Raw genomic sequence first — 24,303 nt, 5'->3', positions numbered from 1 at the left:
GACGGCGCCTCAGATGAAAGTCAGTGCCAGCCCACACGACAGTCTCCCTATTAGACGGGTGGCGCGCGTACGGGTCTTGATCAGCAAGCAGGTGCGCCTCGCGCGCCACCCTTCGCCCCACCCACACCCCGTGACTGCGGGGCACTAGCAAACCCCTCCCCGCCCACGCGCAAGCGCCCACCGCACCACCGACACACAATGCGTATGCCGATTGCAGCCGCCCGCGCGGCTGCAATTCGGCGGGCCCCGCAGCACTCGTCAGTAAAAATAGCCCTAGCAGCGCCCCGACCCAAGACACGCGTAGCCCGTCGGCGTTGTCGGCGTGGCGGCGCGCAACCTTGATGCGCCCGAGGGAATCCGAAGGGAGCCGGAGGCGGACGAGGATGACGACGGGGGCGTCCGGAGCGAAGGCTCCGGACCGCAATCGTGGGCGCGCGCCGTCACGCCGACAGCGACGATGGGCGACCGACGAAGCTCAATCGACGGGCGACCCACGAAGATCCAACGACGAACGAAGCTCAACCAACGAGCAACCGACAAAGACCGAAGACAGCCAAAAAACAGCTACTTCGATCCCCCCGCCGCCCACCCTTTAGACAGCTCCACTGCCTGCCTCCACCTCCCCATCCGCGCCGCACGAACCGACTCCGGCCATCCCGGCTCGAACGTCCGTTCCGCCTGCCACTTCGACGCAAACTCATCCAACCCGGACCAGAACCCTACCGCCAATCCCGCCAACCCCGCGGCTCCCAGCGCCGTCGACTCCGGCACTCTTGGGCGCACGACCGGTACGCCCAGAAGATCGGCCTGCATCTGCATCAGCAGGTCGTTGCGGGCGGCGCCGCCGTCCACGCGCAGTTCGGTCAGTGCGATGCCGCTGTCGCCGTTCATGCAGGTCAGCAGTTCCGCGCTTTGCAGCGCGATCGATTCCAGCGTCGCGCGGGCGATGTGGGCGCGGGTGGTGCCGCGGGTCAGGCCGACCAGCGTGCCGCGGGCGTAGGGATCCCAATGCGGCGCGCCCAGACCGGCGAAAGCTGGCACCATGAAGACGTCGTCCGTGTCCGACACGCTGGCGGCCAGGGATTCGACTTCTTCCGAGCGCTGGATGATTCCCAAGCCGTCGCGCAGCCATTGCACCGCCGCGCCGGCCACGAACACGCCGCCTTCCAGCATGTACGTGGGGGTCCAGCTGTCCTGGCCGGACCGGGGCAGGCCCCAGCCCACCGTCGACAGCAGATGGTTCTTCGACTGCACGGGTTTTTCGCCCACGTTCATCAGCATGAAGCAGCCGGTGCCGTAGGTGTTTTTCGCCATGCCCGGCTTGAAGCAGGCCTGCCCGAACGTGGCCGCTTGCTGGTCGCCGGCCACGCCCGCGATCGGGATGGAGCCGCCCAGCCATTCCGGCAGTGCATTGCCCACGACCGCGCTGCTGGGCGCAATCTGCGGCAGCACGGCGCGAGGGATCTTCAAGAGCGCCAGGATTTCGTCGTTCCAGTCCTGCGTGTGCAGGTCGAACAGCATCGTGCGCGACGCATTGCTGGGGTCCGTGCTGTGTACGGCGCCGCCCGTCAGTTGCCAGATCAGCCAGGTGTCCACCGTGCCGAACGCCAGTTCGCCGCGTTCGGCCATCTGGCGCGCGCCCGGCACGTGGTCCAGCAGCCAGGCCAGCTTGGTACCCGAAAAGTACGCGTCCAGCACCAGGCCGGTCCGCGATTGCAGGAAGTCGGCGTGACCGTCGCTGCGCAGCTGATCACACATCGGCGCGGTGCGGCGGTCTTGCCAGACGATCGCGCGGGCAAGCGGACGGCCCGTGGCGCGTTCCCAGATCAGCGTGGTTTCGCGCTGGTTGGTGATGCCGATGGCGGCCACGTCGGCCGCGGTCGCAGCCGCGTTGCGCAGCGCTTCGCGCGCCACGTCCAGCTGGGTGTGCCAGATTTCGCTGGCGTCGTGCTCGACCCAGCCCGGACGCGGGTAGTGCTGGCGGAATTCACGCTGGCCGACGCCGCGCACCACGCCGTCGCGGTCGAATACGATGGCTCGGGAGCTGGTCGTGCCCTGGTCCAGGGCTAGGACAAATTCATTCGTCGTCACTTTGTTTGGCGCCGTTCAGGTGTGCCCCGGCTTGCGGCTCGAGGCGTCTAAAGGAGAAGGTCGAGGCCATGCACATCAGGCCGATGACGATGAAGCCGGCGACGACATCGCTGACTGCAAGCGTCTCGGCGCCGCGCAGGGCCATGCTGACGTTCAGCGTGACTGCGGCCACCCCCACGCCCAGGCTGATGCCCAACTGCTGGGCCATCGCCGCGAAGCTGCTGGCGCGGCTCATCTTGGCCGGGGGGATATCGGCATAGGTTAGCGTATTTACCCCGGTGAACTGCAAGGAACGGAAGAAGCCGCCGACCAGCAGGATGGCGATCATCAGCCAGACCGGCGTGGCCGGGGTGAAGGTGGCGCAGACCATGATGAAGACGCCGGTCAAGAGCGCGTTCACGGTCAGCACGCGGCGAAAGCCGAAATGCCGGACGATGGGGGTCGCCACGAACTTCATCAGCAGCGCGCCGGCGGCGCTGGCGAACGTGATCAGGCCGGCCGAAAACGGCGACAGACCGAAACCCACCTGCAGGAGCATGGCCAGCAGGAAGGGCGTCGCGCCCACGGCGAAGCGGCACAGGTTGCCGCCCAGCGTGGAAATGGCGAACGTGGGGATGCGCATCAGCGACAGGTCGATGATGGGGTGTTCGACGCGCCGGGCGTGCCAGGCGTACAGGAAGCCGCAGGCCGCGCCCACGGCGATCATGCCCAGCAGCATGGGCAGCGGCATGACGTCGCGGCCGATGGCTTCGAAGCCGCTGACCAGCGTGGCCAGGCAGACGGCGCTAAGCAGGAAACCCAGCCAGTCCAGACGCGGCGCGCTCTCTTCCTTGATCTCGGCCACGTAGCGCAGCACCAGCGCGATGCCCAGGACGCCGATCGGGATGTTGATCAGGAAAATCCAGTGCCACGACATGTAGGTGACCATGAAGCCGCCCAGCGGCGGCCCGATCACCGGGCCCAGTAGCGCCGGAATGGACAGGAACGACATGGCTTTCAGCAGATCCTGCTTGGGCACGGTGCGCAGCAGGATGATCCGGCCCACCGGCACCATCATCGCCCCGGCCATCCCCTGGATGATCCGGGCCACGACCAGCTGAGGCAGGTCCTGCGAGACCGCGCAGGCGACCGAACTGAGGGTGAACAGGCCGATGGCGGCCACGAATACCCGGCGGGCGCCGTAGCGGTCGGCCGCCCAGCCGCTGACCGGCACAAAGACGGCCACGGACAGCAGGTAGGACGTAATGGCCACATTCAGCCGGACGGGCGTGGACCCAAGGGCCCGGGCCATGGCCGGCAGGGCGGTGGCCACGACGGTTGCGTCCAGCATCTGCATGAACAGCGCACAGCCCACAATGAAGGGGATCATGCGCGCCGCGCGCAGCGCGTCCGGGTTTGAGGGCGGAGCGGGGTTGGCTGCTACTGCGGATTCTGCTGACATGGCGGGAGGGGGCGTTGGGAGCCTGACGATTGTAACGCCGGGGGTTCGCCCGGCGTGAAGTAAACTCCGGGGATCCGAAACCCACTGAAATTGGTGTCATGGCGACCAACTACGAATCCGAGATCACCCTTTTCCTGAAAGACTTCAAGCAGTCGCACCCTGGCACCGAAGAACGCCAGCGCGAAGGCCGCGCCCGTCTTTGGGACAAACCGCAGGACTCGGAGCTGCTGGAAGGCTTCCGCGCGGCCCGCGTGCCGCAGCGCCCGTACGTCTATTCGGCAGACTGATCCCATTGCGGCAGACATGTCCCAAAACCCTTCAGTCCCGGGCGAGGCACTGGCCAAGCTAGTGGCGCCTCCCGTGGACAGCACGCCCGATACCGTCGATAGCGTCGCGTTCGCGCGCCTGTACGGCGAGCCGCTGTTCCAGATGCCGACGGATCTGTACATTCCGCCGGACGCGCTGGAAGTGTTCCTCGAGGCGTTTGAAGGGCCGCTGGACCTGCTGCTGTACCTGATCCGCAAGCAGAACTTCAATGTGCTGGACATCCCGATGGCGGATGTCACGCGGCAGTACCTGTCGTATGTGGACCAGATCCGCATCACCAACCTGGAGCTGGCCGCCGAGTACCTGTTGATGGCGGCCATGCTGATCGAGATCAAGTCGCGCATGCTGCTGCCGGTCAGGAAGACCGACACCGGCGAAGAGCCCGAAGATCCGCGCGCCGAACTGGTCCGCCGCCTGCTCGAATACGAACAGATGAAGCTGGCCGCCCAGAAGCTGGACAAGCTGCCGCAACTGGGCCGCGACTTCGTCAGCAGCCAGGCCGTGGCCGACCTCAGCGTCGAACGCATGATGCCCGAAGTCAGCGTGGATGATCTGCGCCAGGCCTGGGCCGACATCATGAAGCGGGCCAAGCTGAACCAGCATCACCACATCACGCGCGAACAGCTGTCCGTGCGCGATCACATGACGCATATCCTGCGGCGCTTGAATGACGTGCGCTTCATGGAATTCGGCGACCTGTTCATGGAACGCGTCCGCGAAGGCGCACCCGCGGCGGTTGTCGTCGTGCATTTCATCGCCATGCTGGAGCTGGCCCGCGAATCCCTGCTGGAGATCACGCAGGCGGAGCCCTATGCACCCATTTACGTGCGCCTGGCCTACACCAGCGTGGCGGCGGTCGCGGCCTGATCCTGACCGGGCTGCCCCCAACCCCGGAGAGTCCCCTTGAAAGTCGTACACACCATCCAGGAATTGCGCGATCACCTGCGCGGCCAGAATCGCGTGTCGTTCGTGCCCACCATGGGCAATCTGCACGAAGGCCACCTGTCCCTGATGAAGCTGGCGCGCCAGCACGGCGACCCCGTGGTGGCCAGCATCTTCGTGAACCGCCTGCAATTCGGCCCCAATGAAGATTTCGACCAGTATCCGCGCACGCTGGCGGCCGACATCGAAAAGCTGGAACAGGCGCGCGACGTCTATGTGCTGTTCGCACCGAATGAGCGCGAGATGTACCCCGAGCCGCAGAACTACCGCGTGCAGCCCCCGGACGATCTGGGCGACATCCTGGAAGGCGAGTTCCGCCCGGGCTTCTTCGAGGGCGTCAGCACGGTGGTGCTGAAGCTGTTCTCTTGCGTGCAGCCGCGCGTGGCCGTGTTCGGCAAGAAGGACTATCAGCAGCTGATGGTGGTGCGCAACATGTGCCGCCAGTTCCAGCTGCCCGTGGAAGTGCTGGCGCACGAGACGGTGCGCGCCGACGACGGCCTGGCGCTGTCCTCGCGCAACCGCTATCTGACTGAAGGCGAACGCGCCGAGGCGCCGGCGCTGTATGCCGAACTGCAGCACATCGGCCAGCGGCTGGCGCAAGGCGAGCGCGATGCGCTGGCCCTGGAACGCGAGGCCGCCGACCGTCTGACGCAGCGCGGATGGAAGGTGGACTACGTGGCCCTGCGCCGCCAGCAAGACCTGAAGCGCCCTGAGGCCGCCGACCTGCAGGCCGGTGTGCCCGTCGTGGTGCTGGCCGCCGCCAAGCTGGGCGCGACCCGCCTGATCGACAACCTGGAACTGGCCTACACGGCCTGATCCTGGCGGGCAGGACGGGGCGCGCGGACACCGCGCCGCCCCGACCCCTGTCAGATTTGCCAGCTTCCGCCGCCTTGGGCGGCCGGGCAGACTCGATGTAATCCTACATTGCAAAAAAGAGTCGCCCATGCAAGCTCCCCGTCCCGATCTTGAAGCGGTGCTTTCCGCATTGACGCCCCGCGAACGGCAGATCGTCGGCTATGTGGCGGCCGGCCGCCCCAACAAGGTCATCGCCATCGATCTGGGCATTTCGCTACGCACGGCCGAGGCTCATCGCGCCCGCATTTTCGCCAAGCTCGATGCCCGCAATGCCATGCAGCTGGCCTGCCAGCTATGCGCCCATGGCCGCTCGGGCGCTTCGCCCCTGCTTCACGGCGCGGCTCGCTACGACGAACCGCCCGTCCGCGGCCACCCGGCCCAGGCGCCGCGCCATGTGCTGCATGCGCCGGCGTCGCCGTCCTACGGGCTGGGCCCGCCGGACGGTAAACCGTCAGACCCTTGATGGGTGCCGTCGCTGCGTGCCTGCGGGATGCCGGCCGAAGAGGGGCTTCCCATTGCTGCCTTCTCAATCCGGCTCCCCCCGTGACGCCTCGCCAATGGCAAACCGGGCCTGGCGAACGGGGTGTTCGCCAGGCCCGGCGGGGCATTTCATTGGGCAGAGGGTTCAGGGCTTGCCTTGGGGCTGGCCCAGAACCTTCGAGGCCATCACGGGCATTGGGGCGCTTGGGCCTTGGCCAGCTCGTCAATCGGATCCAGGTCCGGCTGGCGGGTCAGGTTGTAGTTCAGGTTGGGCGTCTGGCCGGCGATGGAACGCACGCGCAGCACGTTGTTGGCGGCCACGACGAATTCCGCCCGGGCATTGCCCTTGCCATCCATCAGGATGACGCGCGGCGGGCGCTCGTCGGTGGCGTCCCAGCAGCCTTGCTCCGTCACAGCCGGGCCCTTTTGGGGGTCGTTTTCCAGATAGGCTGTGCGACCGCGCCAGCGGCCGTTGGGCGCCAGGGTCAGCGTAACGCGCTGCGCCGTGCATTGCATGGCGGGCGAGAAACACGGCAGCGTGCCCATGTAGGTTTGCGGTTGCGGCACCAGGCTGTGCGCAGCGGCGTTCGGGGTCGCGGGAGCCGGTGCGGGGGCCGAGGCTGCAGCCGCATTGTCGGCGCCTTCCGGCACGGCTTGGCCGTCTTCGGTGGTCTGGCCGGCCGGCGTGGCTTGCGAGGCCTGGTTCTGCGGCTTGCGGGCGTCGGGTTTCAGGGCGATCTGCACCTGCGACGGCGCGCGGATGACGCTGCGGTAACCCGCGCCCGAGCCCTGGTACTGGGCGTCGGTCACGGTGCTTTCAACCGGGGGATCGTAATAGCCTTCGGTTTTCTGCTGGGCGCACCCTGCAGCACCCAGTGCCGTACCGGCCAGCAGCAGCCCCATGACGCTGAGTTTGCGGGATCGGGAAACGATGTCGACGCGGGCGGTCATGGCAGCTTATCCGTGAATTGAGTCTGTCTCCGATTTTACGCACTTATGCGAAGATTCGATACGTTCCCTTAGCCACTCTTGGGTGTTGTCAGCACTTTATGCACAAATTACGACACGGCCGCAGTTGGGCTGTCCGATTTCCCGCCATCTGTGCTGCGATGGACCCCGGCCATCGCGCCCATCGGACGGGCGCATGAGCAGCGTTCGTCACGTCTTCGACATCCCATTGGGCGCCTTCATCGGACTGGCTGCGCTGGCGGGCTTGTTCATCGGCAACTGGTTGACCCTGCTGACGTATCGGCTGCCGCGCATGATGGAACGCGAATGGCAGGCGCAGTGCCTGGATGCGGTGGGCAAGGCGCGGCCGGCCAGCCCCGACGGCCTGTTGCGTCCGGCCTCGCAATGCCCCGCGTGCCATGCGCCAGTGACTGGCTGGCGCCGGCTGCCCGTGCTGGGCTGGCTGTTGCTGCGCGGCCGCTGCGCCGCATGCGATGCTCCGATCAGTTGGCGCTACCCCGCAATCGAACTCCTGACCTGTGCGCTGTTCGCCGCCTGCGCGTGGCGCTACGGCGCGACGCCCGTCGCGTTGTTCGCGATGGGTTTGTCGGCCATGCTGGTGGCGCTGGCCTGGATCGACTTCGAGTCCACCCTGTTGCCCGACGCGCTGACGCAGCCGCTCGTGTGGGCCGGGCTGCTGGTCAATCTGTTTGACGCGTTCACGACCTTGCCGCTGGCGGTGGTGGGGGCGGTGGCCGGCTACGTTTTCCTGTGGGTTATCTTCCATGTGTTCCGCCTGCTGACCGGGCGCGAGGGCATGGGGTATGGCGACTTCAAGCTGCTGGCCGCATTGGGTGCGTGGTTCGGTATCGAATCCCTGCCCATGGTGCTGTTGGCCGCCTCGCTGGTGGGGGTGTTGATCGGCGGCCTGCTGACGCTATCGGGCCGCGCCGGCCGCGGGCAGCCGCTGCCCTTCGGCCCCTATCTGGCGCTGGCCGGCATCGTCATGCTGCTGCTGGGCGGCGAGCAGGGTTTATGGCAGTTCATGCGCTAGGCAAGAAAGGATGGGCATCATGTTCAAGATCGGTCTGACGGGCGGCATCGGTTCGGGCAAGTCCCGTGTAGCGGACATGCTGGGCGAATGGGGCGCGACGCTGGTCGATACCGACCAGATCGCGCACGCGCTGACGGCGGCCGACGGTGCAGCCATGCCGGCCATCGAACGCGAATTCGGGCCGCAGGCGCTGACGCCCGAAGGCGCGTTGAACCGTCAATGGATGCGCGAACGCGCGTTCTCGGATCCGCAAGCGCGGCAGCGCCTGGAAGGCGTGCTGCACCCCGCCATTACCGAAGAGACCGAACGCCAGGCAGCGGCCGCGACTGGGCTGTACCTGGTCTTTGTGGTGCCCCTTCTGGTGGAGTCCCTGGCGCGTTGGCGCACGCGCGTGGATCGTATCTGCGTGGTGGACTGCGACCCGGAAACGCAGGTGGCGCGCGTGCAGGCGCGCAGCGGGCTGACGGAGCCCGCCATCAGGCGTATTATGGCGGCACAGGCTGCGCGGGCAAGCCGGTTGGAGGTTGCGGACGACGTCATCGTGAACGACGGCGCAACATCGCCGGAGCAATTGCGCGCGCAGGCGAAGACCCTGCATGACCGCTGGCTGACGCTGGCGACCACAACGGGCCGGTAAGCGACAAGCTTGGCCGGCACCCCTGAATCCCTCGGCCACTTGGCCGACCACTGATGGGCCTGTCAAATAGCGTGATTGTTTACGAATATCCCTTCAATGAGCGCATCCGCGCTTATCTGCGATTGGAATACCTGTTCGACAGGTTGTTCTTCTTTGCTCGCGAGGGGGACTCACGCCAGCATCAGGTTGCCGTCACCTCTCTTTTCGATCTGCTCGACGCGTGCGAACGCACCGACGTGAAAGGCGCCGTGCTGCAAGACCTGGAGCGTCAGCGCATGGCGCTGGTAGGCTTGCGCGACCACCCCGGCGTGGCGCAAGACGCGCTGGAAGCCATGCTGCGCGAACTGGAAAAAGTGGCCAGCGCGCTGGCCGCGCCCGGCAAGACCGGGCAGTCGCTGCGCGAAAACGAATGGTTGACCAGCCTGCGCGGCCGGCTGTCCGTGCCGGGCAGCGCCACGCAGGTGGACATGCCTTCCTATTTCGCCTGGCAGAACAAGACCGAAGCCGCCCGTTGCGCGGACTTGCAGGCCTGGGTGTCGCCCTTCCTGCCTTTGTACGATGGCCTGACGCTGGCCCTGCGCCTGTTGCGCGAGTCCGGCCGCAAGACCGATATCGTGGCCGAGCAAGGCGCCTACCAGCAGATGCTGGGCGGCAAGCAATTCCAGCTGCTGCGCGTCTGGGTGGACCCGACGCAGGGCGCATTTCCCGAGATCAGCGCCAATAAGTACATGATCTGGATACGTTTTTCCACGCAAGACGGCGAATTCAAGCCCCAGCAGGTGGCGCGCGACGTGGCGTTCCAGATGACGCTCTGCAGCTCGTAGGTGGGTAAGCGGCGTTCTTGAGACCGATTCTTGTTGCGGCCAGTTTCAACTCGGGCCCGCAATAGTAGAAAAGGCGACCGACTAGTAGACAATACGGCTTTCTCCGTCAGTGCCGGAACCGTTTCCATGTCCGATAGTCGTCCTGTTTCCCCGCCTTCCCGCTGGACCCGCCGCCGCATCATTGGATTGGTGGTGTTGTTGCTTGCCGTGGCCGTCATTGCCTGGCTTGCGCTGCGGCCGTCGGCCAAACAGGGCGCGGCCGGCGGGCCCGGCGGTCGCGCGGGCGGGGGACGGCCCCCGATGGCCGCCATGGCGAACCTGGCCGTGCCGGTGCGCATCGCCACCGCCGCCACGCAGGACATCGATATCTACCTGAAGTCCCTGGGCACCGTCACGGCCTACAACACCGTCACGGTGCGCAGCCGCGTCAGCGGCGAGCTGGTGGACGTGGCCTTCCAGGAAGGCCAGCGCGTGAAGGCGGGCGACCTGCTGGCCCAGGTGGACCCGCGGGCCTTCCAGGTGGCCCTGGACCAGGCGCGCGGCACCCAGATGCAGAATCTGGCCCAGCTGGAGAACGCGCGGCGCGACTTGCAGCGCTATCAGGCCCTGTTCAAGCAGGATTCCATTGCCAAGCAGCAGGTGGACACCCAGGCGGCGCTGGTGCGCCAGTACGAGGGCACCGTCAAGAGCGACCAGGCCAATGTGGACAACGCCAAGCTGCAACTGGATTACGCCCGCATCACCGCGCCCATCAGCGGCCGGCTGGGGCTGCGCCAGGTCGACCGCGGCAACCTGGTGTCCAGCTCCGACACCAACGGGCTGGTCGTGATTACCCAGACCCAGCCGATTTCCGTGGTGTTCACGTTGCCCGAGACCCAGTTGCCCGAAGTGCGCGGCGAAATCGCGGCTGGCAAGACGCTGACGGTCGATGCCTATGACCGCGCCGACACCCGCCGCATCGCCACCGGCGTGCTGGAGACCCTGGACAATCAGATCGACGTCACTACCGGCACGCTGAAGCTGAAGGCCAAATTCGACAACGCGGACGACGCGCTCTTTCCCAACCAGTTCGTCAACGTGCGCCTGCACGTGCTGACGCGCAAGGACGTGACTGCCATCCCAACCGCCGCGATCCAGCAGGGGTCGGCCGGCGCCTTCGTGTTCCTGGTGCAGCCGGACAACACGGTGCTGGTGCGCCAGGTGAAGCTGGGCGCCATCAATAACGGCATGGTGGCTGTGAATGAAGGCCTGCAACCGGGCGACCGCGTCGTCACGGAAGGCACCGACCGCTTGCGAGCGGGCGCCAAGGTGGAAGTAGTGGGCGGGGCGGAAGTGATACCCGCCACCCGCGACAAGACGCTCGGGGCAGGGGCGCCTGCCGGCACCACGCCCGCGTCCAAGTAAGCCGAGACCATCGTGAGCCCGTCGCGCCTGTTCATCCTCCGCCCCGTCGCCACCACGCTGGCGATGGTGGCGATTCTGATCGCCGGTTTCATCGCCTACCGAATGCTGCCGGTGTCGGCGCTGCCCGAGGTGGACTACCCGACGATCCAGGTGGTGACGCTGTACCCCGGGGCCAGTCCGGACGTCATGACCTCGCTGGTCACGTCTCCCCTGGAACGGCAGTTCGGGCAGATGCCGGGCTTGAACCAGATGTCGTCCACCAGTTCGGGCGGCGCCTCGGTCATCACGATGCAGTTCAACCTGACGCTGCCGCTGGACGTGGCCGAGCAGCAGGTGCAGGCGGCGATCAACGCCGCGTCGAACCTGCTGCCCAGCGACTTGCCGGTGCCGCCGACCTACAACAAGGTGAACCCGGCGGACGCAGCCGTGCTGACGCTGGCCATCACATCGCCCACCATGCCCTTGCCGCAGGTGCGAGATCTGGTGGATACGCGGGTGGCGCAGAAGCTGTCGCAGATTCCGGGCGTGGGCCTGGTCAGCGTGGCGGGCGGCCAGCGGCCGGCGGTGCGGGTGCAGGTCAATCCGCAGGCGCTGGCGGCCAATGGCCTGGCGCTGTCTGACCTGCGCACCGCCATCGTGGGTGCCAACGTCAACCAGCCCAAGGGCAACCTGGACGGGCCGTTGCGGTCCACCACGATCAATGCCAATGACCAGCTGAAGTCGCCCACCGACTACAACGACCTGATCATCGCCTACAAGAACAACGCGCCGCTGCGGCTGTCGGACGTGGCGCGCGCGGTCGAAGGCGCCGAAGACACGCGCCAGGCCGCCTGGGCCGGCGACAAACCCGCCATCCTGCTGAACATCCAGCGCCAGCCGGGCGCCAACGTGATCGACGTGGTCAACCGGATCCAGACGCTGCTGCCGCAACTGCGCGCGGCCTTGCCCGCCACGCTGGACGTGAGCGTGGTGTCGGATCGCACGCAGACCATCCGCGACTCGGTGGAAGACGTGAAGTTCGAAATGCTGCTGGCCGTGGGGCTGGTGGTGATGGTGACCTTCGTCTTCCTGCGCAGCCTGACGGCTACGCTGATCCCCAGCGTCGTGGTGCCGCTGTCCCTGGTGGGCACCTTCGGCATCATGTACCTGGCAGGTTTCTCGATCAACAACCTGACCTTGATGGCGCTGACGATCGCCACCGGCTTCGTGGTGGACGATGCCATCGTCATGATCGAGAACATCGCCCGCCATATCGAAGAAGGCGAAACGCCCTTGCAGGCTGCCTTGAAGGGCGCCTCGCAGATCGGTTTCACGCTGATCTCGCTGACCTTTTCGCTGATCGCCGTACTGATCCCGCTGCTGTTCATGACGGAAGTGGTGGGGCGGCTGTTCCGGGAATTTGCGATCACGCTGGCGGTATCCATCCTGATCTCGCTGGTGGTGTCGCTGACCCTGACGCCGATGATGTGCGCGCGCCTGTTGCGCGCCGAATCGGAGCAGAAGCACGGCCGTTTCCACACGGCCACGGGCAACTTCATTGACCGCGTCATCGCCGGCTACGACCGCATGCTGCAGGTGGTGCTGCGCCATCAGCCGCTGACGCTGCTGGTGGCGCTGGGCACGTTCGCGCTGACGGTGGTGCTGTACATGGTGGTGCCCAAGGGCTTCTTCCCGCAGCAGGACACCGGCCTGATCCAGGCCATTACCCAGGCGCCGCAATCCATTTCGTTCCCGGCGATGGCCGAACGCCAGCAGGCCGCGGCGCGGCTGGTGCTGGAAGATCCCGACGTGCAGGCGGTGTCGTCCTTCATCGGCGTGGACGGCAGCAACGCCACGCTTAGCGCCGGGCGCATGCAGATTGCGCTCAAGCCCCAGGCCGAACGCAACGGCGACCTGCGCACCGTGATGGCGCGCCTGCAGGAATCCCTGGGCAAGCAGGACGGGCTGACCGTCTACATGCAACCCGTGCAGGATCTGACGATCGAAGACCGCGTCAGCCGCACGCAATACCAGATGACGCTGTCCAACCCCGACCTGAAGGTGCTGAGCGAATGGACGCCCAAGCTGGTGGACCGCTTGCGCCAGGTGCCGGGGTTGAAGGACGTGACCGACGACTTGCAGGACGATGGCCTGCAGACCTGGGTCGAGATCGACCGCGATGCGGCGTCGCGGCTGGGCATCACGGCCGCGGTGATCGACGAGGCGCTGTACGACGCCTTTGGCCAGCGGCTGATCTCCACCATCTTCACCCAGTCCAACCAGTACCGCGTGGTGCTGGAGGTGCAGCCGCAGTTCCAGATGAACCCGGCCGCGCTGGGCCAGATTCACGTGCCGACCTCCACCGGCGCGCAGGTGCCGTTGTCGTCGGTGGCGCACATCTCCGAAGGCCGGACTGTGCTGGCCGTGAACCGGCTGGACCAGTTCCCGATGGTGACGGTGTCGTTCAACCTGGCGCCGGGGGCGTCGCTGTCCAACGCGGTCGAAGCCATCATCGCCGCCGAAGCCGAAATCGGCTTGCCGGCCGGCGTGGAGACGCGGTTCCAGGGCGCGGCGCTGGCGTTCCAGAATTCGCTGACCAGCACGCTGTGGCTGATCCTGGCCGCGGTGGTCACCATGTACATCGTGCTGGGCATCCTGTACGAAAGCTACATCCACCCCATCACGATCCTGTCCACCTTGCCGTCCGCCGGCGTGGGGGCCTTGCTGGCGTTGTTGATCAGCGGCACCGAGCTGGACATGATCGGCATCATCGGGATCATCCTGCTGATCGGCATCGTGAAGAAGAACGCCATCATGATGATCGACTTTGCGCTGGATGCCGAGCGCAAGCGGGGGCTGACGCCGCGCGCGGCCATCCACGAGGCCGCGCTGCTGCGTTTCCGCCCCATCCTGATGACCACGCTGGCCGCCCTGTTCGGCGCCTTGCCGTTGATGCTGTCGACCGGCACGGGCGCTGAACTGCGCCAGCCGCTGGGCCTGGTGATGGTGGGCGGCCTCTTGTTGAGCCAGGTGCTCACGCTGTTCACCACGCCGGTCATCTACCTGATGTTCGACCGCATGTCGCGCCGCTGGCGCGGCGTGCGCGAACCGGCGGCCGGGGACGCGTCATGATCCTGTCGGCGCCCTTCATCGTCCGGCCGGTGGCGACCACGCTGCTGAGCCTGGCGGTCGTGCTGGCAGGCCTGTTGTCGTTCTTCCTGTTGCCGGTGGCGCCCTTGCCGCAGGTGGACATTCCGACCATCTCGGTGTCGGCCAGCCTGCCGGGCGCCAGCCCCGAGACGATGGCCTCCAGCGTGGCCACGCCGCTTGAGCGCTCGCTGGGCAGCATCGCCGGCGTGACCGAGATGACCTCCAGCAGCTCGCAGGGGTCCACCCGCGTCACCTTGCAGTTCGATCTGTCGCGCGACATCAACGGCGCGGCGCGCGATGTGCAGGCCGCCATCAACGCGGCGCGCTCGCTGTTGCCCACCAGCCTGCGCAGCAACCCCACGTACCACAAGTCCAACCCGTCGGACGCGCCCATCATGACGCTGGCGCTGACCTCCGACACGCTCAGCCAGGGCCAGCTGTACGACATCGCCTCGACCATCGTGGCGCAGAAGCTGGCGCAGGTGGACGGCGTGGGCGAAGTCACCGTAGGCGGCAGTTCCTTGCCGGCGGTGCGCGTCACCGTGCTGCCGGGTGCGCTGGCCAACCGCGGCGTGTCGCTGGACCAGTTGCGCGCCACGCTGGCCAACGCCAACGCCAACCGCCCCAAGGGCGTGCTGGAGAACGACCGCTACCACTGGCAGATCATGGTCAGCGACCAGCTGAGCCGCGCCGAACAATACCGGCCGCTGATCGTGGCGTGGAACGACGGCGCGCCGGTGCGCGTGTCGGACGTGGCCAAAGTCGAGGACTCGGTCGAAGACCTGTATCAGACCGGGTTCTTCAACGAACGCAAGGCGATCCTGATGATCGTGCGCCGGCAGGCCGACGCCAACATCATCGAGGCCGTGGATGCCGTGCGTGCGCAACTGCCCGTGCTGCAGGCGCTGATGCCGGCCGACGTGAACATGACGGTGGCGCAGGACCGCACGCCCAGCATCCGGGCGTCGCTGCACGAAGCCGAGCTGACGCTGATCATCGCGGTGGGCCTGGTGGTGCTGGTGGTGCTGCTGTTCCTCAGGCGCTGGCGGGCGGCCATCATTCCCAGCGTGGCCGTGCCGGTGTCGCTGATCGGTACGTTCTGCATCATGTACCTCTGCGGCTTCACGCTGAATACGATTTCGCTGATGGCGCTGATCGTGGCCACCGGCTTCGTGGTGGACGACGCCATCGTGGTGCTCGAGAACATCATGCGGCACGTGGAGAACGGCATGTCGCCGATGCGGGCGGCGTTGCGCGGTTCGCGCGAAGTCGGCTTCACGGTGCTGTCGATGAGCCTGTCGCTGGTGGCGGTGTTCATCCCCATCCTGCTGATGGGCGGCGTGGTCGGGCGGCTGTTCCGTGAATTCGCCGTGACCTTGTCGGCCGCGATCATGGTGTCGCTGATCGTGTCGCTGACGCTGACGCCGATGATGTGCGCGCGCCTGCTGCGCCATGAACCGAAAGAGCAGAAACCGCCGGGGCGGCTGGCGCGCTGGTCCGAACGCGGCTTCGAGTCCATGCTGGATGGCTACCGGCGCAGCCTGCGCTGGGCGCTGGCGCATGGCCGGCTGATGATGCTGATCCTGGCGATTGCCGTGGGCCTGAATATCTATCTGTACACCGCGGTGCCCAAGGGCTTTTTCCCGCAGCAGGATACGGGGCAGCTGCTGGGCTTTTTCCGCGTGGACCAGGGCACCTCGTTCCAGGCGACGCTGCCCAAGCTGGAGGCGCTGCGCAAGGTGGTGCTGGCGGACCCGGCGGTGCAGAGCATGACGGGGTATGCCGGCGGGCGCGGGGGCAGCAACAGCAGCTTCATGCAGATCCAGTTGAAGCCGCTGGGCGAACGCGACGTATCGGCCGATGTGGTCATCAACCGGTTGCGCGGCAAGCTGCAGAACATGCCGGGCGCGCGCATGTTCCTGGTGTCGCAGCAGGACATCCGGATCGGCGGGCGCCAAAGCCAGGGTTCCTATGACTACACGCTGATGTCGGGCGACCTGCAATTGCTGCGCACGTGGATGCCGAAGGTGCAGCAGGCGATGGCGAAGATCCCCGAGATCACGGACGTGGACACCGACGTCGAGGACAAGGGCCGCCAGATCAACCTGGTGATCGACCGCGAGGCCGCTACGCGGCTGGGCGTCAGCATGTCCACCATTTCGACGGTGCTGAACAATTCGTTCAGCCAGCGCCAGGTATCGGTGATGTACGGGCCGCTGAACCAGTACCACGTGGTGCTGGGCCTGGAGCCCAAATTCGCCGAAGACATCGAATCGCTCAAGCAGGTCGAAGTGATCACCTCGACCGGCGCGCGCGTGCCGCTGCTGGCTTTCGCGCGGCTGGAGAACGCCAACGCGCCGCTCAGCGTGCAGCATCAAGGGCTGTTCGTGGCGGACACCGTGTCCTTCAGCCTGGCGCCCGGCGTGTCGCTGGGGCAGGCCACCGCCGCCATCGACGCGGCCGTGGCCCGTATCGGCTTGCCCTCGGACCAGATTCAGGCGGGCTTCCAGGGCACGGCGGCCGCCTTGCAGCAGACGCTGGCGCAGCAGCCCTGGCTGATCCTGGCGGCGCTGGTCACGATGTACATCGTGCTGGGCATTCTGTATGAAAGCTTCGTGCATCCGTTGACCATCCTGTCGACGCTGCCGTCGGCCGGCCTGGGCGCGCTGCTGGCCTTGCTGCTGCTGCGCTACGACTTCACGCTGATCGCGCTGATCGGGGTGTTCCTCTTGATCGGCATCGTGAAGAAGAACGCCATCATGATGGTGGACTTCGCCCTGGACGCCGAGCGCAACCAGGGCATGACGCCGCGCGACGCGATCTTCCAGGCCTGCCTGACGCGGTTCCGCCCGATCATGATGACGACGATGGCCGCCATCTTCGGCGCGCTGCCGCTGGTGGTGGCGACCGGCGCCGGCGTCGAGATGCGCCAGCCGCTAGGCATTACCATCGTGGGCGGCCTGGTGCTCAGCCAGATCCTCACGCTGTACACCACGCCCGTGGTCTATCTCTACCTGGACCGCTTCCGTCTGTGGGCCGCGCGCGGGCGCGGTCCCCGGAAGGGCGCTCCTGCTTCCATAGAACAAACATGATCCGTATCAAGCCGCTTTCGAACGCCTTCCTTCCTCGCAGCGCGGTCACGCTGGCGCTGTGCGCGCTGCTTGGCGCATGCGCGGTCGGTCCCGACTACCAGCGCCCTGAATTGGACGTGGGCGCCTCCTACAAGGAGGGCCAGGGCCAGGATCAGGTCGAAGGCTGGAAGCCTGCCGAGCCGCGCGACGACGCGGACCGCGGGCAGTGGTGGCGGGTCTATGGCGACGCTACGCTCAACGGCCTGGTCGATCGCCTGAACACGTCGAACCAGACGATCGCGCAGGCCGAGGCCAACTACCGCCAGGCGCTGGGCCTGGTGCGCGCCGCGCGTGCCGGCTTCTACCCGACGGTTGGCGCAAGCGCGGGCATGTCGCGCGCGGGCAGCGGCAACGGCCAGAACGGCTCGTCGTCTTCGTCGTCGGGCAGCAATGTGTCGAACCAGTATTCGGTGACCGGCAGCGTCAGCTGGGAACTGGACGTGTGGGGCCGTGTGCGCCGCAGCACCGAATCGTCTGAAGCCAGCGCAGCGGCCAGCCTGGCCGACCTGGCCGCGACGCGGCTGAGCGCGCAGGCGGCGCTGGTGCAGACCTATCTGCAACTGCGCGTGCTGGACGAGCAGAAGCGCCTGCTGGACGCCACGGTGGCGGCTTACGAAAAATCGCTGCAGCTGACGCAAAACCGCTATGAGGTGGGTGTGGCCGGGCAGGCCGATGTGGCCGTGGCGCGCACTCAGGTGGAAAGCACGCGCGCCCAATCGATCGACCTGGATTGGCAGCGCGGGCAGTACGAGCACGCCATCGCGGTGCTGATGGGCCAGGCGCCGTCCAAGTTCGGATTGGCGCCGGCCGTGTTCACGCTGCAGTTGCCCGAGATCCCGGTGGGCCTGCCGTCCGAGCTGCTGGAGCGTCGTCCCGACATCGCTGCGGCCGAGCGCCGCGCGGCGGCCGCCAATGCGCAGATCGGCGTGGCGCAAGCCGCGTGGTTCCCGTCGCTGACTTTGTCCGCCGACGGGGGCTTTCGCAATGGCCAGTTCGCCGACCTGCTGACGGCGCCTGCGCGCTTCTGGTCGCTGGGGCCAGCGTTGGCGTTGACGATCTTCGACGGCGGCGCGCGCGCGGCGCAAGTCGAACAGGCCCGTGCGGCGTACGACTCGCAAGCGGCGGCTTATCGCCAGGCCGCGCTGGTGGGCTTGCGCGAAGTCGAGGACTACCTGATCCAGTTGCGCGTGATGGAGAACGAACAGGTCGTCCAGCGCCGCGCGCTGGAGTCCGCGCGCGAATCATTGCGCCTGATCCAGAACCAGTACAAGGCCGGTCTGGTGGACTACCTGAGCGTGGCGGTCGTGGACGCCACGGCGCTCAATAGCGAGCGCAACGCGCTGAGCCTGCTGGGCACGCGGCTGGTCGCCAGCGTGAACCTGATCGTCGCGCTGGGCGGCGGTTGGGATGGCTCCTAGGGATAACGCCTAAACCTCTACGCTTTCGTTGACAAGTTTTCGGCGCCGGTTCTTAATGCGACGAAAGTGACCATGCGGTCACGTTCGTCGCGCAGTACCGACACCGAATTCCGTTTGATCAATCGAACACGCGTCACGCGAAGGGGAAAGAGGATGGGCAGGTCAACTCATTGGCGGACGGCCGCCAGGGCAGGGCGCTGGACAAGCGTGGCGGCGGCCGCCACGCTGGCGTTGAGCGCGGCGGCGTCCGCGCAGGCATGGCCGGCGCGGCCGATCACCCTGATCGTGCCGTTTCCGCCCGGCGGCACCACCGACATCTTCGCGCGCACCATCGCCCAACACATGCGGCCGGCGCTGGGCGAGTCCATCGTGGTCGAGAACAAGCCGGGCGCGGCGGGCAACCTGGGCGTGGCCGCTGCCGCGCGCGCCCAGCCCGACGGCTACACCATCGTGCTGGGCTCCGTCGGCACGCAGACCGTCAACCAGTTCCTGTACGGCAACATCGGATTCAATCCCGCCACCGACCTGGTGCCGCTGGGCATGATCGCTTCCACGCCCAACGTCATGGCGGTGGCCGCCGGATCGCCCTGGCGCAATCTGGACGATGTGATGAAGGCGGTGAAGAAGGATCCCGGCAAGTACTCCTACGCGTCGCCGGGCATCGGTTCGTCCGTGCACCTGACGGGCGCCTATTTCGAATCGCTGGCCGGGCTGCAGATGCTGCACGTGCCGTTCAAGGGTTCGTCGGCTGCGATACCCGCCGTGATCGGCGGACAGGTCGACATCCTGATGGACAACCTGCCCAGTTCCATGGCGGCGTTAAAACCGGGCGGCCGCTTGCGCGGCATCGCGGTGACGTCGGCCGAACGCAGCCCTGCCGCGCCCGACCTGCCCACGATGGCCGAGGCCGGCCTGCCCGGTTTCGAGGTCACCGCCTGGTCCGGCCTGTATGCGCCGCGCGGCACGCCCGCGCCGGTCGTCGACAAGCTGATCGCGGCGATGAAGCAGGCCTTGAAATCGCCCGAGCTGCAGCAGTCGCTGGCGCAAGGCGGCGCCACGCCGGGCAATCTGTTCGGCGCGGACCTGGCCGCGTTTGAAGTGAAGGAACGCGACAAGTGGGGCACGCTGATCCGCAGCCGCGGCATCAAGGCGGACTGAGCGCGGCGCGGACGCCTGCGTCGCGCGTTACGCCAGGGCGAAGGCGGCCGCGTCTACGGCCGGGTTGCGGCCCTGCATCAGGTCCGTCAGCATCCGCGCACTGCCGGCGGCCAGCGTGAAGCCCAGGCCGCCGTGGCCGGTGTTCAACCACAGGTTGCGGTAGGGCGTGGCGCCGATCAGCGGCTTGCCGTCGGGCCGCGCGGGGCGCAGGCCGGCCCAGGGCTCGGGCGGGCCCGCGGGGTTCAGGTCCGGGAAGAACTGCGCGACGTCGCGTTCCAGGCTTTGCACGCGCTGCGGATCCACGCCGCCGCCGCCCGTGCCGATGTCGACCATGCCCGCCACCCGCAGCCGCTGGCCCAGCCTTGCATACACCACCTTGCGCCGGATATCGCTGATGCTGGCATTGGGGGCGACGCTGTCCGGCGTCAGCGCATACGTCAGGCTGTACCCCTTGAGCGGATAGATCCGCAGGTTCAGCCCCAGTTGCCGCGCCAGCGGCTGCGCGCCCATGCCGCTGGCCAGCACGTAGTGGTCGGCATCCAGATCGCCCGCGGCGGTAGAGGCGCCCACGACGCGCCCGCGTTCCGAGCGCAACGCGGTCACCCGGGTATTGAAATGAAAGCGCACGGGGTCCGCCGCGGCGCGCAGGATGCGTTCAAGCTCCGTGCATAGGCGCTGGCAGTCGCCCGCATCTTCGGTCGGGGTGTAGAGCGCGCCCTGGATGCTGGCGCCGATGCCGGCCAGCGCGGGTTCCATCTCCAGGCAGGCGCGCGTGTCCATCACGCGCTGCTCGCTGCCCAGATCCGCCAGGTAGTCGCGCTGCGCCAGTGCGTGCGCATAGGCACCGGCGTCCTGATAGACCAGCAGTTTGCCCGACGACGAAAAATCGAAATCGGGATTCTCCTGGCGCACAAGCTCATGCACGCACAGACGGCTGTACATGCCCAGCGACAGCAGTTCGCGCGTGGTGGAGCGGCTCTTGGCGCGCGTGCAGGCGCGCAGGAAGGCGAGGCTCCAGCGCCACTGGTCCGGATCCAGGCGCGGCCGGAAGCGCAGCGGCGCGTCCTGGGCCAGCAGCCACGAGGGCAGTTTGGGTAAGACGGCGGGGTCGGCCAGCGGAGCGACGAAGCTGTAGCTCAACTGTGCGCCGTTGGCCATGCTGGTGGCCTGCCCGGGGGCCGAGCCCGCGTCGACGACCGTGACCCGATGGCCTGCGCGGTGCAGGAAATAGGCGGTGGTCATGCCGACCACCCCCGCGCCGATGACAACAATGTGCATGATGCTCCAGGGAGGCGCCGCGCGCGGGCGCGGCGTTCAGGGTTGGCGCCCGGCCAGGCGGGCGTGCGGCGATAAGGTGTCAGACTGCCCAGGCGGGTGTTTCGAAGCCGGGGGCCGCGCGGTCGTCGCCGCGCAGCAAGCGGCCAGGACGGGCGCCGGTTGGGGCGCCGTCTTCCTCGACCAGCTGGCCGTTGACCAGCACCGCCTGGATGCCCGTGGACGGCAGCGTGGGCTCGGCGAAACTGGCCAGGTCGGCCACCGTGGCCGGGTCGAAGACCACCACGTCCGCATAGCAGCCGGGGCGCAGCACGCCGCGGTCCTTCAGGCCGAACTGCGCGGCCGTCAGGCTCGTCATGCGGCGGACGGCCTCTTCCATGCCCAGCACCCGCATCTCGCGCACATAGCGCGCCAGCACGCGTGAGAACGCGCCCCACAGGCGGGGATGGGGGCGCTGGTCGTGCGGCAACCCGTCGGACCCGATCATGACGCTGCCGTGGCTGATGACGCGCTTCACGTCGGCTTCGTCCATCGAGAAATAGATCGCGCCGCCGGGCGACAGTTCTTCGGCCAGGCGGGTGGGATCGCGGCCTTCGCGCGCGGCCAGTTCGCGCAGGTCCACGCCCTGGATCTCGGGGCGTGTCTGCGACCAGGTGACGATGATCTTCTCGCCGGCGACCACGCGGCGCGGCTCCAGGATGGTGGAAGACGCCGCATAGGGATAGACGTCCATGCCCAGCGGCTGCTCGGCGCGCATGCGGTCGTACAGCGCCAGCGTTTCCGCCGTGCGGCCGTGGTTGTGCTTGCCGGTGACCTTGTGGTGCGACAGGATGGCCGGCACGTCGGCCGCCCGGCCGATCAGGAAGGCTTCTTCCATCGCGTCGCAGACGTGATCGGCCTCGTCGCGCAAGTGCGTCGTGTACAGGCCGCGCCAGGTGGCCAGCGGTTCAGCCACGCCAATCACTTCCTCGGTGCTGGCGTGCATGGCGGTCGGGTAGTACAGGCCTGTCGACAGCCCCGCCGCGCCGGCGGCCATGGCCTGGTCCAGCGCCTGCCGCATGGCCGCGATCTCATTCTTGTCGGCCGGGCGGTCCAGCCGGTCCATGGCGGATACGCGCAGGCTGGAATGGCCCACCAGCGCCAGGCTGTTGACGGCGGCGGGTGCGGCTTGCAGCGCGTCGGCGTAATCCTGCATGCGGGCGTAGAGCTCACCCGTGTGCTTGGCCAGCAGGTTTAGCGGCGGCGGCACCACGTCGCCCGGCGTGCGCACGGGCGCCAGGCTGATGCCGCAATTGCCGGTGACGACGGTGGTGATGCCCTGGCTGACCTTGGGCCGCATCAGCGGCGTGCCCAGCAGCGCGCGGTCATCGTGGGTATGGCAGTCGATGAAGCCCGGCGACACCACCTTGCCCGTCGCGTCGATGCGGCGCGGCGCGCGCCACGCCGCGCCATCGCCGATGGCGGCGATGCGTTCGCCGCGGATCGCGATGTCGGCGCGGCGGGCAGGCCCGCCCAGGCCGTCGGCGACTTGGCCGCCGGTGATGATGATGTCGTATTCCTGCTGGTCGGGATGCGCGGGCATGGGTTGGGGCTCAGGTTTCTGGGTCGGCGGCCTGCGTGCCGCGGCGCGCCTCCAGGTTGGCAAGGGATTCGGTATTCAGGGCGTCAGGAAAACCATGGGCCACCAGGTGTTCCAGCGCGCCGCCGATGCGGTCCCAGCCTTCCGGCGTGCGCAAGGGCACGCCCAGGAAGTGGGATTCGGTCTTGGCGCGCAGCATCAGGTAGAGCACGCCCGCCAGCATCACGCTGACCATCGCCGGCATGTCGGCTTCCGGCGCCAGGCCGTCGATACGGTCGATGAAGCCGCGCGCGGCGCGTTCGCGCCGTTCGGCCAAAGGCGCGGACACCTCGTTGCGTTCGATGAGTTCCCAGCGCCGCACTTCGCGTAGCGTCTCATTGCCGGCCAGTGCGTCGATCTGCGCGCGCAGCATGGACAGCACGAGTTCGCCGGGCGTGCGCTGGCTGGATTCGTCCGCGGCCAGCAGCCCGGGGTTGCGGGTCCAGAAATCCTGTTCCTGCATCCAGGCCAGCATCAGGCCGGGCATGCCGTCGAAATAGCGGTAGATGAGTTCCTTGCTGACGCCGGCGCGCTTGGCGATCGCGTTGATGCCGACGCCGCCCATTCCGGTTTCCAGGATCTGGGCTTCCAGCGCTTGCAGGATCTGCCTTTCGGTATTCTCGCGTCGCGACATAGGCCTATTCCTTCATGATGATGAGGGAGCGGGCGGGGTCCGGCACGCCGTACACCCGGCCGTCGGCCATGTCGGCGGTGAGTTCGCTGACGGTGTGGCCGATATGCCTGCCATCTTGCCAGACTTCGCTGCCCAGGTAGATCGCATTGGCGCGGCGCGGCGCCGAGGGTAGCGACGGGTCGGCCTGTTCGATGGCGAGGATGCGCCCTTGCGCATCCACCAGCACGCGGTCGCGGGCCGCGGCGGTGATGGCGACGGGAACGCCGAGGGTCAAGGCGCGATAGGGCGCGGATTCACCGGTCAAGGCATACCAGGCCAGGTCCGCCATCGCGTCGGCCAGCGGCGGGCAGGGGTGAATGGAGTTATGCAGCACGGCGACGCGGCACAGGCCGTTGTCGCGATGGGCAAGCCCCTGGTCGGGGCGGCGGGCGACGCGCCGTGTATTGCCCCAGGCAAGTTCGCCCGCGGCCGACAGCGCGATCAGGCCCGCGTCGATTTCCGGATGCGCCTGCAGCACCTGACCGACGGCGTCGCCCGGCGGGGCGCCTGCGGCCATGAGGCCGAGCGCGGCCTGGTTCAGCGCGATGCCGTCGGCGCCAGGCCGGTTGGGCAGCCGGTGCCCGGTCACCAGCCCCACGCCATCGGCGCCGGGCAGAAACTGCACCAGCGGTTCGGGGCGGTCCGGGCCGCTTTCGATCAAGGCCGCGCGGGGCGCCTGCAACCAGTCCGGCGGCAGGTTCAAGGCGGTGACGCCGCCGCGCTGGCACCACCTGTGCCGTACGCGGCCGGCGTCGTCCATGACGGCGAACACGGCAAAGCCGCCGATGGCGCCGTGGCCCATCGCCTCGGCGGCCAGCGCCGCCGCCTGCACTGCCGCGCCCGCCTGCGGGCCGGATGCCGCGACGCCGATCGTCATGCGAGGCTCCTCTTGGCGTTC

General features: G+C 67.5%; 19 protein-coding genes. 12 read left to right on the top strand and 7 right to left on the bottom strand.

The annotated features are described in order from the left end of the window. Window positions 1-564: 564 nt before the first annotated feature. Both glpK and AC3WMU_RS24780 read right to left on the bottom strand, forming a co-directional pair. Window positions 565-2,091 (bottom strand): glycerol kinase GlpK, encoded by a 1,527-nt coding sequence (gene glpK, locus AC3WMU_RS24785; protein ID WP_006228001.1) that lies wholly within the window; start codon window positions 2,089-2,091, stop codon window positions 565-567. Beyond that, complete coding sequence (locus AC3WMU_RS24780; protein WP_035214300.1) at window positions 2,078-3,532, bottom strand: DHA2 family efflux MFS transporter permease subunit; 1,455 nt, start codon at window positions 3,530-3,532, stop codon at window positions 2,078-2,080. Before AC3WMU_RS24780 ends, glpK begins: the two co-directional genes overlap by 14 nt. A 98-nt stretch (window positions 3,533-3,630) precedes the next feature. Between AC3WMU_RS24780 and AC3WMU_RS24775 the strand changes: the two genes are divergently transcribed. The 4 genes from AC3WMU_RS24775 to AC3WMU_RS24760 all read left to right on the top strand — a co-directional run bounded on the left by AC3WMU_RS24775 (window position 3,631) and on the right by AC3WMU_RS24760 (window position 6,119). Then, window positions 3,631-3,819, top strand: coding sequence for a DUF3460 family protein (locus AC3WMU_RS24775; protein WP_006228003.1), 189 nt, complete (start codon window positions 3,631-3,633; stop codon window positions 3,817-3,819). A gap of 16 nt (window positions 3,820-3,835) precedes the next feature. Further along, window positions 3,836-4,726 (top strand): segregation and condensation protein A, encoded by an 891-nt coding sequence (locus AC3WMU_RS24770; protein WP_006228004.1) that lies wholly within the window; start codon window positions 3,836-3,838, stop codon window positions 4,724-4,726. Between the two features lie 36 nt (window positions 4,727-4,762). Next, window positions 4,763-5,617, top strand: a complete 855-nt coding sequence (gene panC, locus AC3WMU_RS24765; protein ID WP_006228005.1) for a pantoate--beta-alanine ligase — start codon at window positions 4,763-4,765, stop codon at window positions 5,615-5,617. Window positions 5,618-5,744: 127 nt separating this feature from the next. Beyond that, window positions 5,745-6,119, top strand: coding sequence for a response regulator transcription factor (locus tag AC3WMU_RS24760; protein ID WP_006228006.1), 375 nt, complete (start codon window positions 5,745-5,747; stop codon window positions 6,117-6,119). 203 nt (window positions 6,120-6,322) lie between these two features. On the opposite strand, the gene AC3WMU_RS24755 is transcribed toward AC3WMU_RS24760, so the two are convergent. Then, entirely contained in the window at window positions 6,323-7,087 is a 765-nt protein-coding gene (locus tag AC3WMU_RS24755) for a copper resistance protein NlpE N-terminal domain-containing protein (protein WP_006228007.1), read from the bottom strand. 193 nt (window positions 7,088-7,280) lie between these two features. Between AC3WMU_RS24755 and AC3WMU_RS24750 the strand changes: the two genes are divergently transcribed. The 8 genes from AC3WMU_RS24750 (at window position 7,281) to AC3WMU_RS24715 (ending at window position 19,839) form a co-directional block, all read left to right on the top strand. Then, window positions 7,281-8,138, top strand: a complete 858-nt coding sequence (locus tag AC3WMU_RS24750) for a prepilin peptidase (RefSeq protein WP_006228008.1) — start codon at window positions 7,281-7,283, stop codon at window positions 8,136-8,138. 10 nt (window positions 8,139-8,148) lie between these two features. Beyond that, window positions 8,149-8,775: a dephospho-CoA kinase gene (gene coaE / locus AC3WMU_RS24745; RefSeq protein WP_006228009.1), complete on the top strand. Its 627-nt coding sequence runs from the start codon at window positions 8,149-8,151 to the stop codon at window positions 8,773-8,775. 71 nt (window positions 8,776-8,846) lie between these two features. After that, the gene (gene zapD / locus AC3WMU_RS24740; RefSeq protein WP_035214312.1) at window positions 8,847-9,599 is read left to right on the top strand and encodes a cell division protein ZapD; all 753 of its coding nucleotides are present in this window, start codon (window positions 8,847-8,849) and stop codon (window positions 9,597-9,599) included. 126 nt (window positions 9,600-9,725) lie between these two features. Next, a complete protein-coding gene (locus tag AC3WMU_RS24735) occupies window positions 9,726-11,003 on the top strand; it encodes an MdtA/MuxA family multidrug efflux RND transporter periplasmic adaptor subunit (protein ID WP_035214302.1) in 1,278 nt (425 codons plus the stop codon). 12 nt (window positions 11,004-11,015) lie between these two features. Next, entirely contained in the window at window positions 11,016-14,114 is a 3,099-nt protein-coding gene (locus AC3WMU_RS24730) for an MdtB/MuxB family multidrug efflux RND transporter permease subunit (RefSeq protein ID WP_006228012.1), read from the top strand. Next, window positions 14,111-17,224 (top strand): multidrug efflux RND transporter permease subunit, encoded by a 3,114-nt coding sequence (locus tag AC3WMU_RS24725; protein ID WP_006228013.1) that lies wholly within the window; start codon window positions 14,111-14,113, stop codon window positions 17,222-17,224. The genes AC3WMU_RS24730 and AC3WMU_RS24725 overlap by 4 nt, the downstream gene beginning before the upstream one ends. After that, a complete protein-coding gene (locus AC3WMU_RS24720; RefSeq protein WP_280029921.1) occupies window positions 17,221-18,681 on the top strand; it encodes an efflux transporter outer membrane subunit in 1,461 nt (486 codons plus the stop codon). Before AC3WMU_RS24725 ends, AC3WMU_RS24720 begins: the two co-directional genes overlap by 4 nt. Before the next feature lie 153 nt (window positions 18,682-18,834). After that, the gene (locus tag AC3WMU_RS24715) at window positions 18,835-19,839 is read left to right on the top strand and encodes a Bug family tripartite tricarboxylate transporter substrate binding protein (protein WP_492283094.1); all 1,005 of its coding nucleotides are present in this window, start codon (window positions 18,835-18,837) and stop codon (window positions 19,837-19,839) included. Window positions 19,840-19,866: 27 nt separating this feature from the next. Here AC3WMU_RS24715 and AC3WMU_RS24710 read toward each other — a convergent pair whose 3' ends face one another. The 4 genes from AC3WMU_RS24710 to AC3WMU_RS24695 all read right to left on the bottom strand — a co-directional run bounded on the left by AC3WMU_RS24710 (window position 19,867) and on the right by AC3WMU_RS24695 (window position 24,282). Next, a complete protein-coding gene (locus AC3WMU_RS24710) occupies window positions 19,867-21,117 on the bottom strand; it encodes a D-amino acid dehydrogenase (RefSeq protein ID WP_492283093.1) in 1,251 nt (416 codons plus the stop codon). 79 nt (window positions 21,118-21,196) lie between these two features. Next, window positions 21,197-22,696: an N-acyl-D-amino-acid deacylase family protein gene (locus tag AC3WMU_RS24705; RefSeq protein WP_492283092.1), complete on the bottom strand. Its 1,500-nt coding sequence runs from the start codon at window positions 22,694-22,696 to the stop codon at window positions 21,197-21,199. 10 nt (window positions 22,697-22,706) lie between these two features. Continuing rightward, window positions 22,707-23,366 carry a TetR/AcrR family transcriptional regulator gene (locus AC3WMU_RS24700; protein WP_006228018.1) on the bottom strand — a complete coding sequence of 220 codons (660 nt, stop codon included), beginning with the start codon at window positions 23,364-23,366 and terminating at the stop codon, window positions 22,707-22,709. Window positions 23,367-23,370: 4 nt separating this feature from the next. Next, window positions 23,371-24,282, bottom strand: a complete 912-nt coding sequence (locus tag AC3WMU_RS24695; protein WP_424626633.1) for a DUF6963 family protein — start codon at window positions 24,280-24,282, stop codon at window positions 23,371-23,373. Window positions 24,283-24,303 lie beyond the last annotated feature (21 nt).

It is taken from the genome of Achromobacter sp. FW305-C-13 (assembly GCF_058783475.1).
This window is presented reverse-complemented; position numbering and strand designations above follow the sequence as displayed.

Bases quoted from the DNA above. Each gene is read 5' to 3' on its own strand.
- AC3WMU_RS24780 (WP_035214300.1), bottom strand. From the start codon at position 3,532: ATGTCAGCAGAATCCGCAGTAGCAGCCAACCCCGCTCCGCCCTCAAAC.
- AC3WMU_RS24695 (WP_424626633.1), bottom strand. From the start codon at position 24,282: ATGACGATCGGCGTCGCGGCATCCGGCCCGCAGGCGGGCGCGGCAGTG.
- AC3WMU_RS24770 (WP_006228004.1), top strand. From the start codon at position 3,836: ATGTCCCAAAACCCTTCAGTCCCGGGCGAGGCACTGGCCAAGCTAGTG.
- AC3WMU_RS24715 (WP_492283094.1), top strand. From the start codon at position 18,835: ATGGGCAGGTCAACTCATTGGCGGACGGCCGCCAGGGCAGGGCGCTGG.
- AC3WMU_RS24750 (WP_006228008.1), top strand. From the start codon at position 7,281: ATGAGCAGCGTTCGTCACGTCTTCGACATCCCATTGGGCGCCTTCATC.
- AC3WMU_RS24760 (WP_006228006.1), top strand. From the start codon at position 5,745: ATGCAAGCTCCCCGTCCCGATCTTGAAGCGGTGCTTTCCGCATTGACG.
- AC3WMU_RS24720 (WP_280029921.1), top strand. From the start codon at position 17,221: ATGATCCGTATCAAGCCGCTTTCGAACGCCTTCCTTCCTCGCAGCGCG.
- AC3WMU_RS24755 (WP_006228007.1), bottom strand. From the start codon at position 7,087: ATGACCGCCCGCGTCGACATCGTTTCCCGATCCCGCAAACTCAGCGTC.
- AC3WMU_RS24710 (WP_492283093.1), bottom strand. From the start codon at position 21,117: ATGCACATTGTTGTCATCGGCGCGGGGGTGGTCGGCATGACCACCGCC.
- AC3WMU_RS24700 (WP_006228018.1), bottom strand. From the start codon at position 23,366: ATGTCGCGACGCGAGAATACCGAAAGGCAGATCCTGCAAGCGCTGGAA.
- AC3WMU_RS24725 (WP_006228013.1), top strand. From the start codon at position 14,111: ATGATCCTGTCGGCGCCCTTCATCGTCCGGCCGGTGGCGACCACGCTG.
- AC3WMU_RS24735 (WP_035214302.1), top strand. From the start codon at position 9,726: ATGTCCGATAGTCGTCCTGTTTCCCCGCCTTCCCGCTGGACCCGCCGC.
- AC3WMU_RS24775 (WP_006228003.1), top strand. From the start codon at position 3,631: ATGGCGACCAACTACGAATCCGAGATCACCCTTTTCCTGAAAGACTTC.
- coaE (WP_006228009.1), top strand. From the start codon at position 8,149: ATGGGCATCATGTTCAAGATCGGTCTGACGGGCGGCATCGGTTCGGGC.
- AC3WMU_RS24705 (WP_492283092.1), bottom strand. From the start codon at position 22,696: ATGCCCGCGCATCCCGACCAGCAGGAATACGACATCATCATCACCGGC.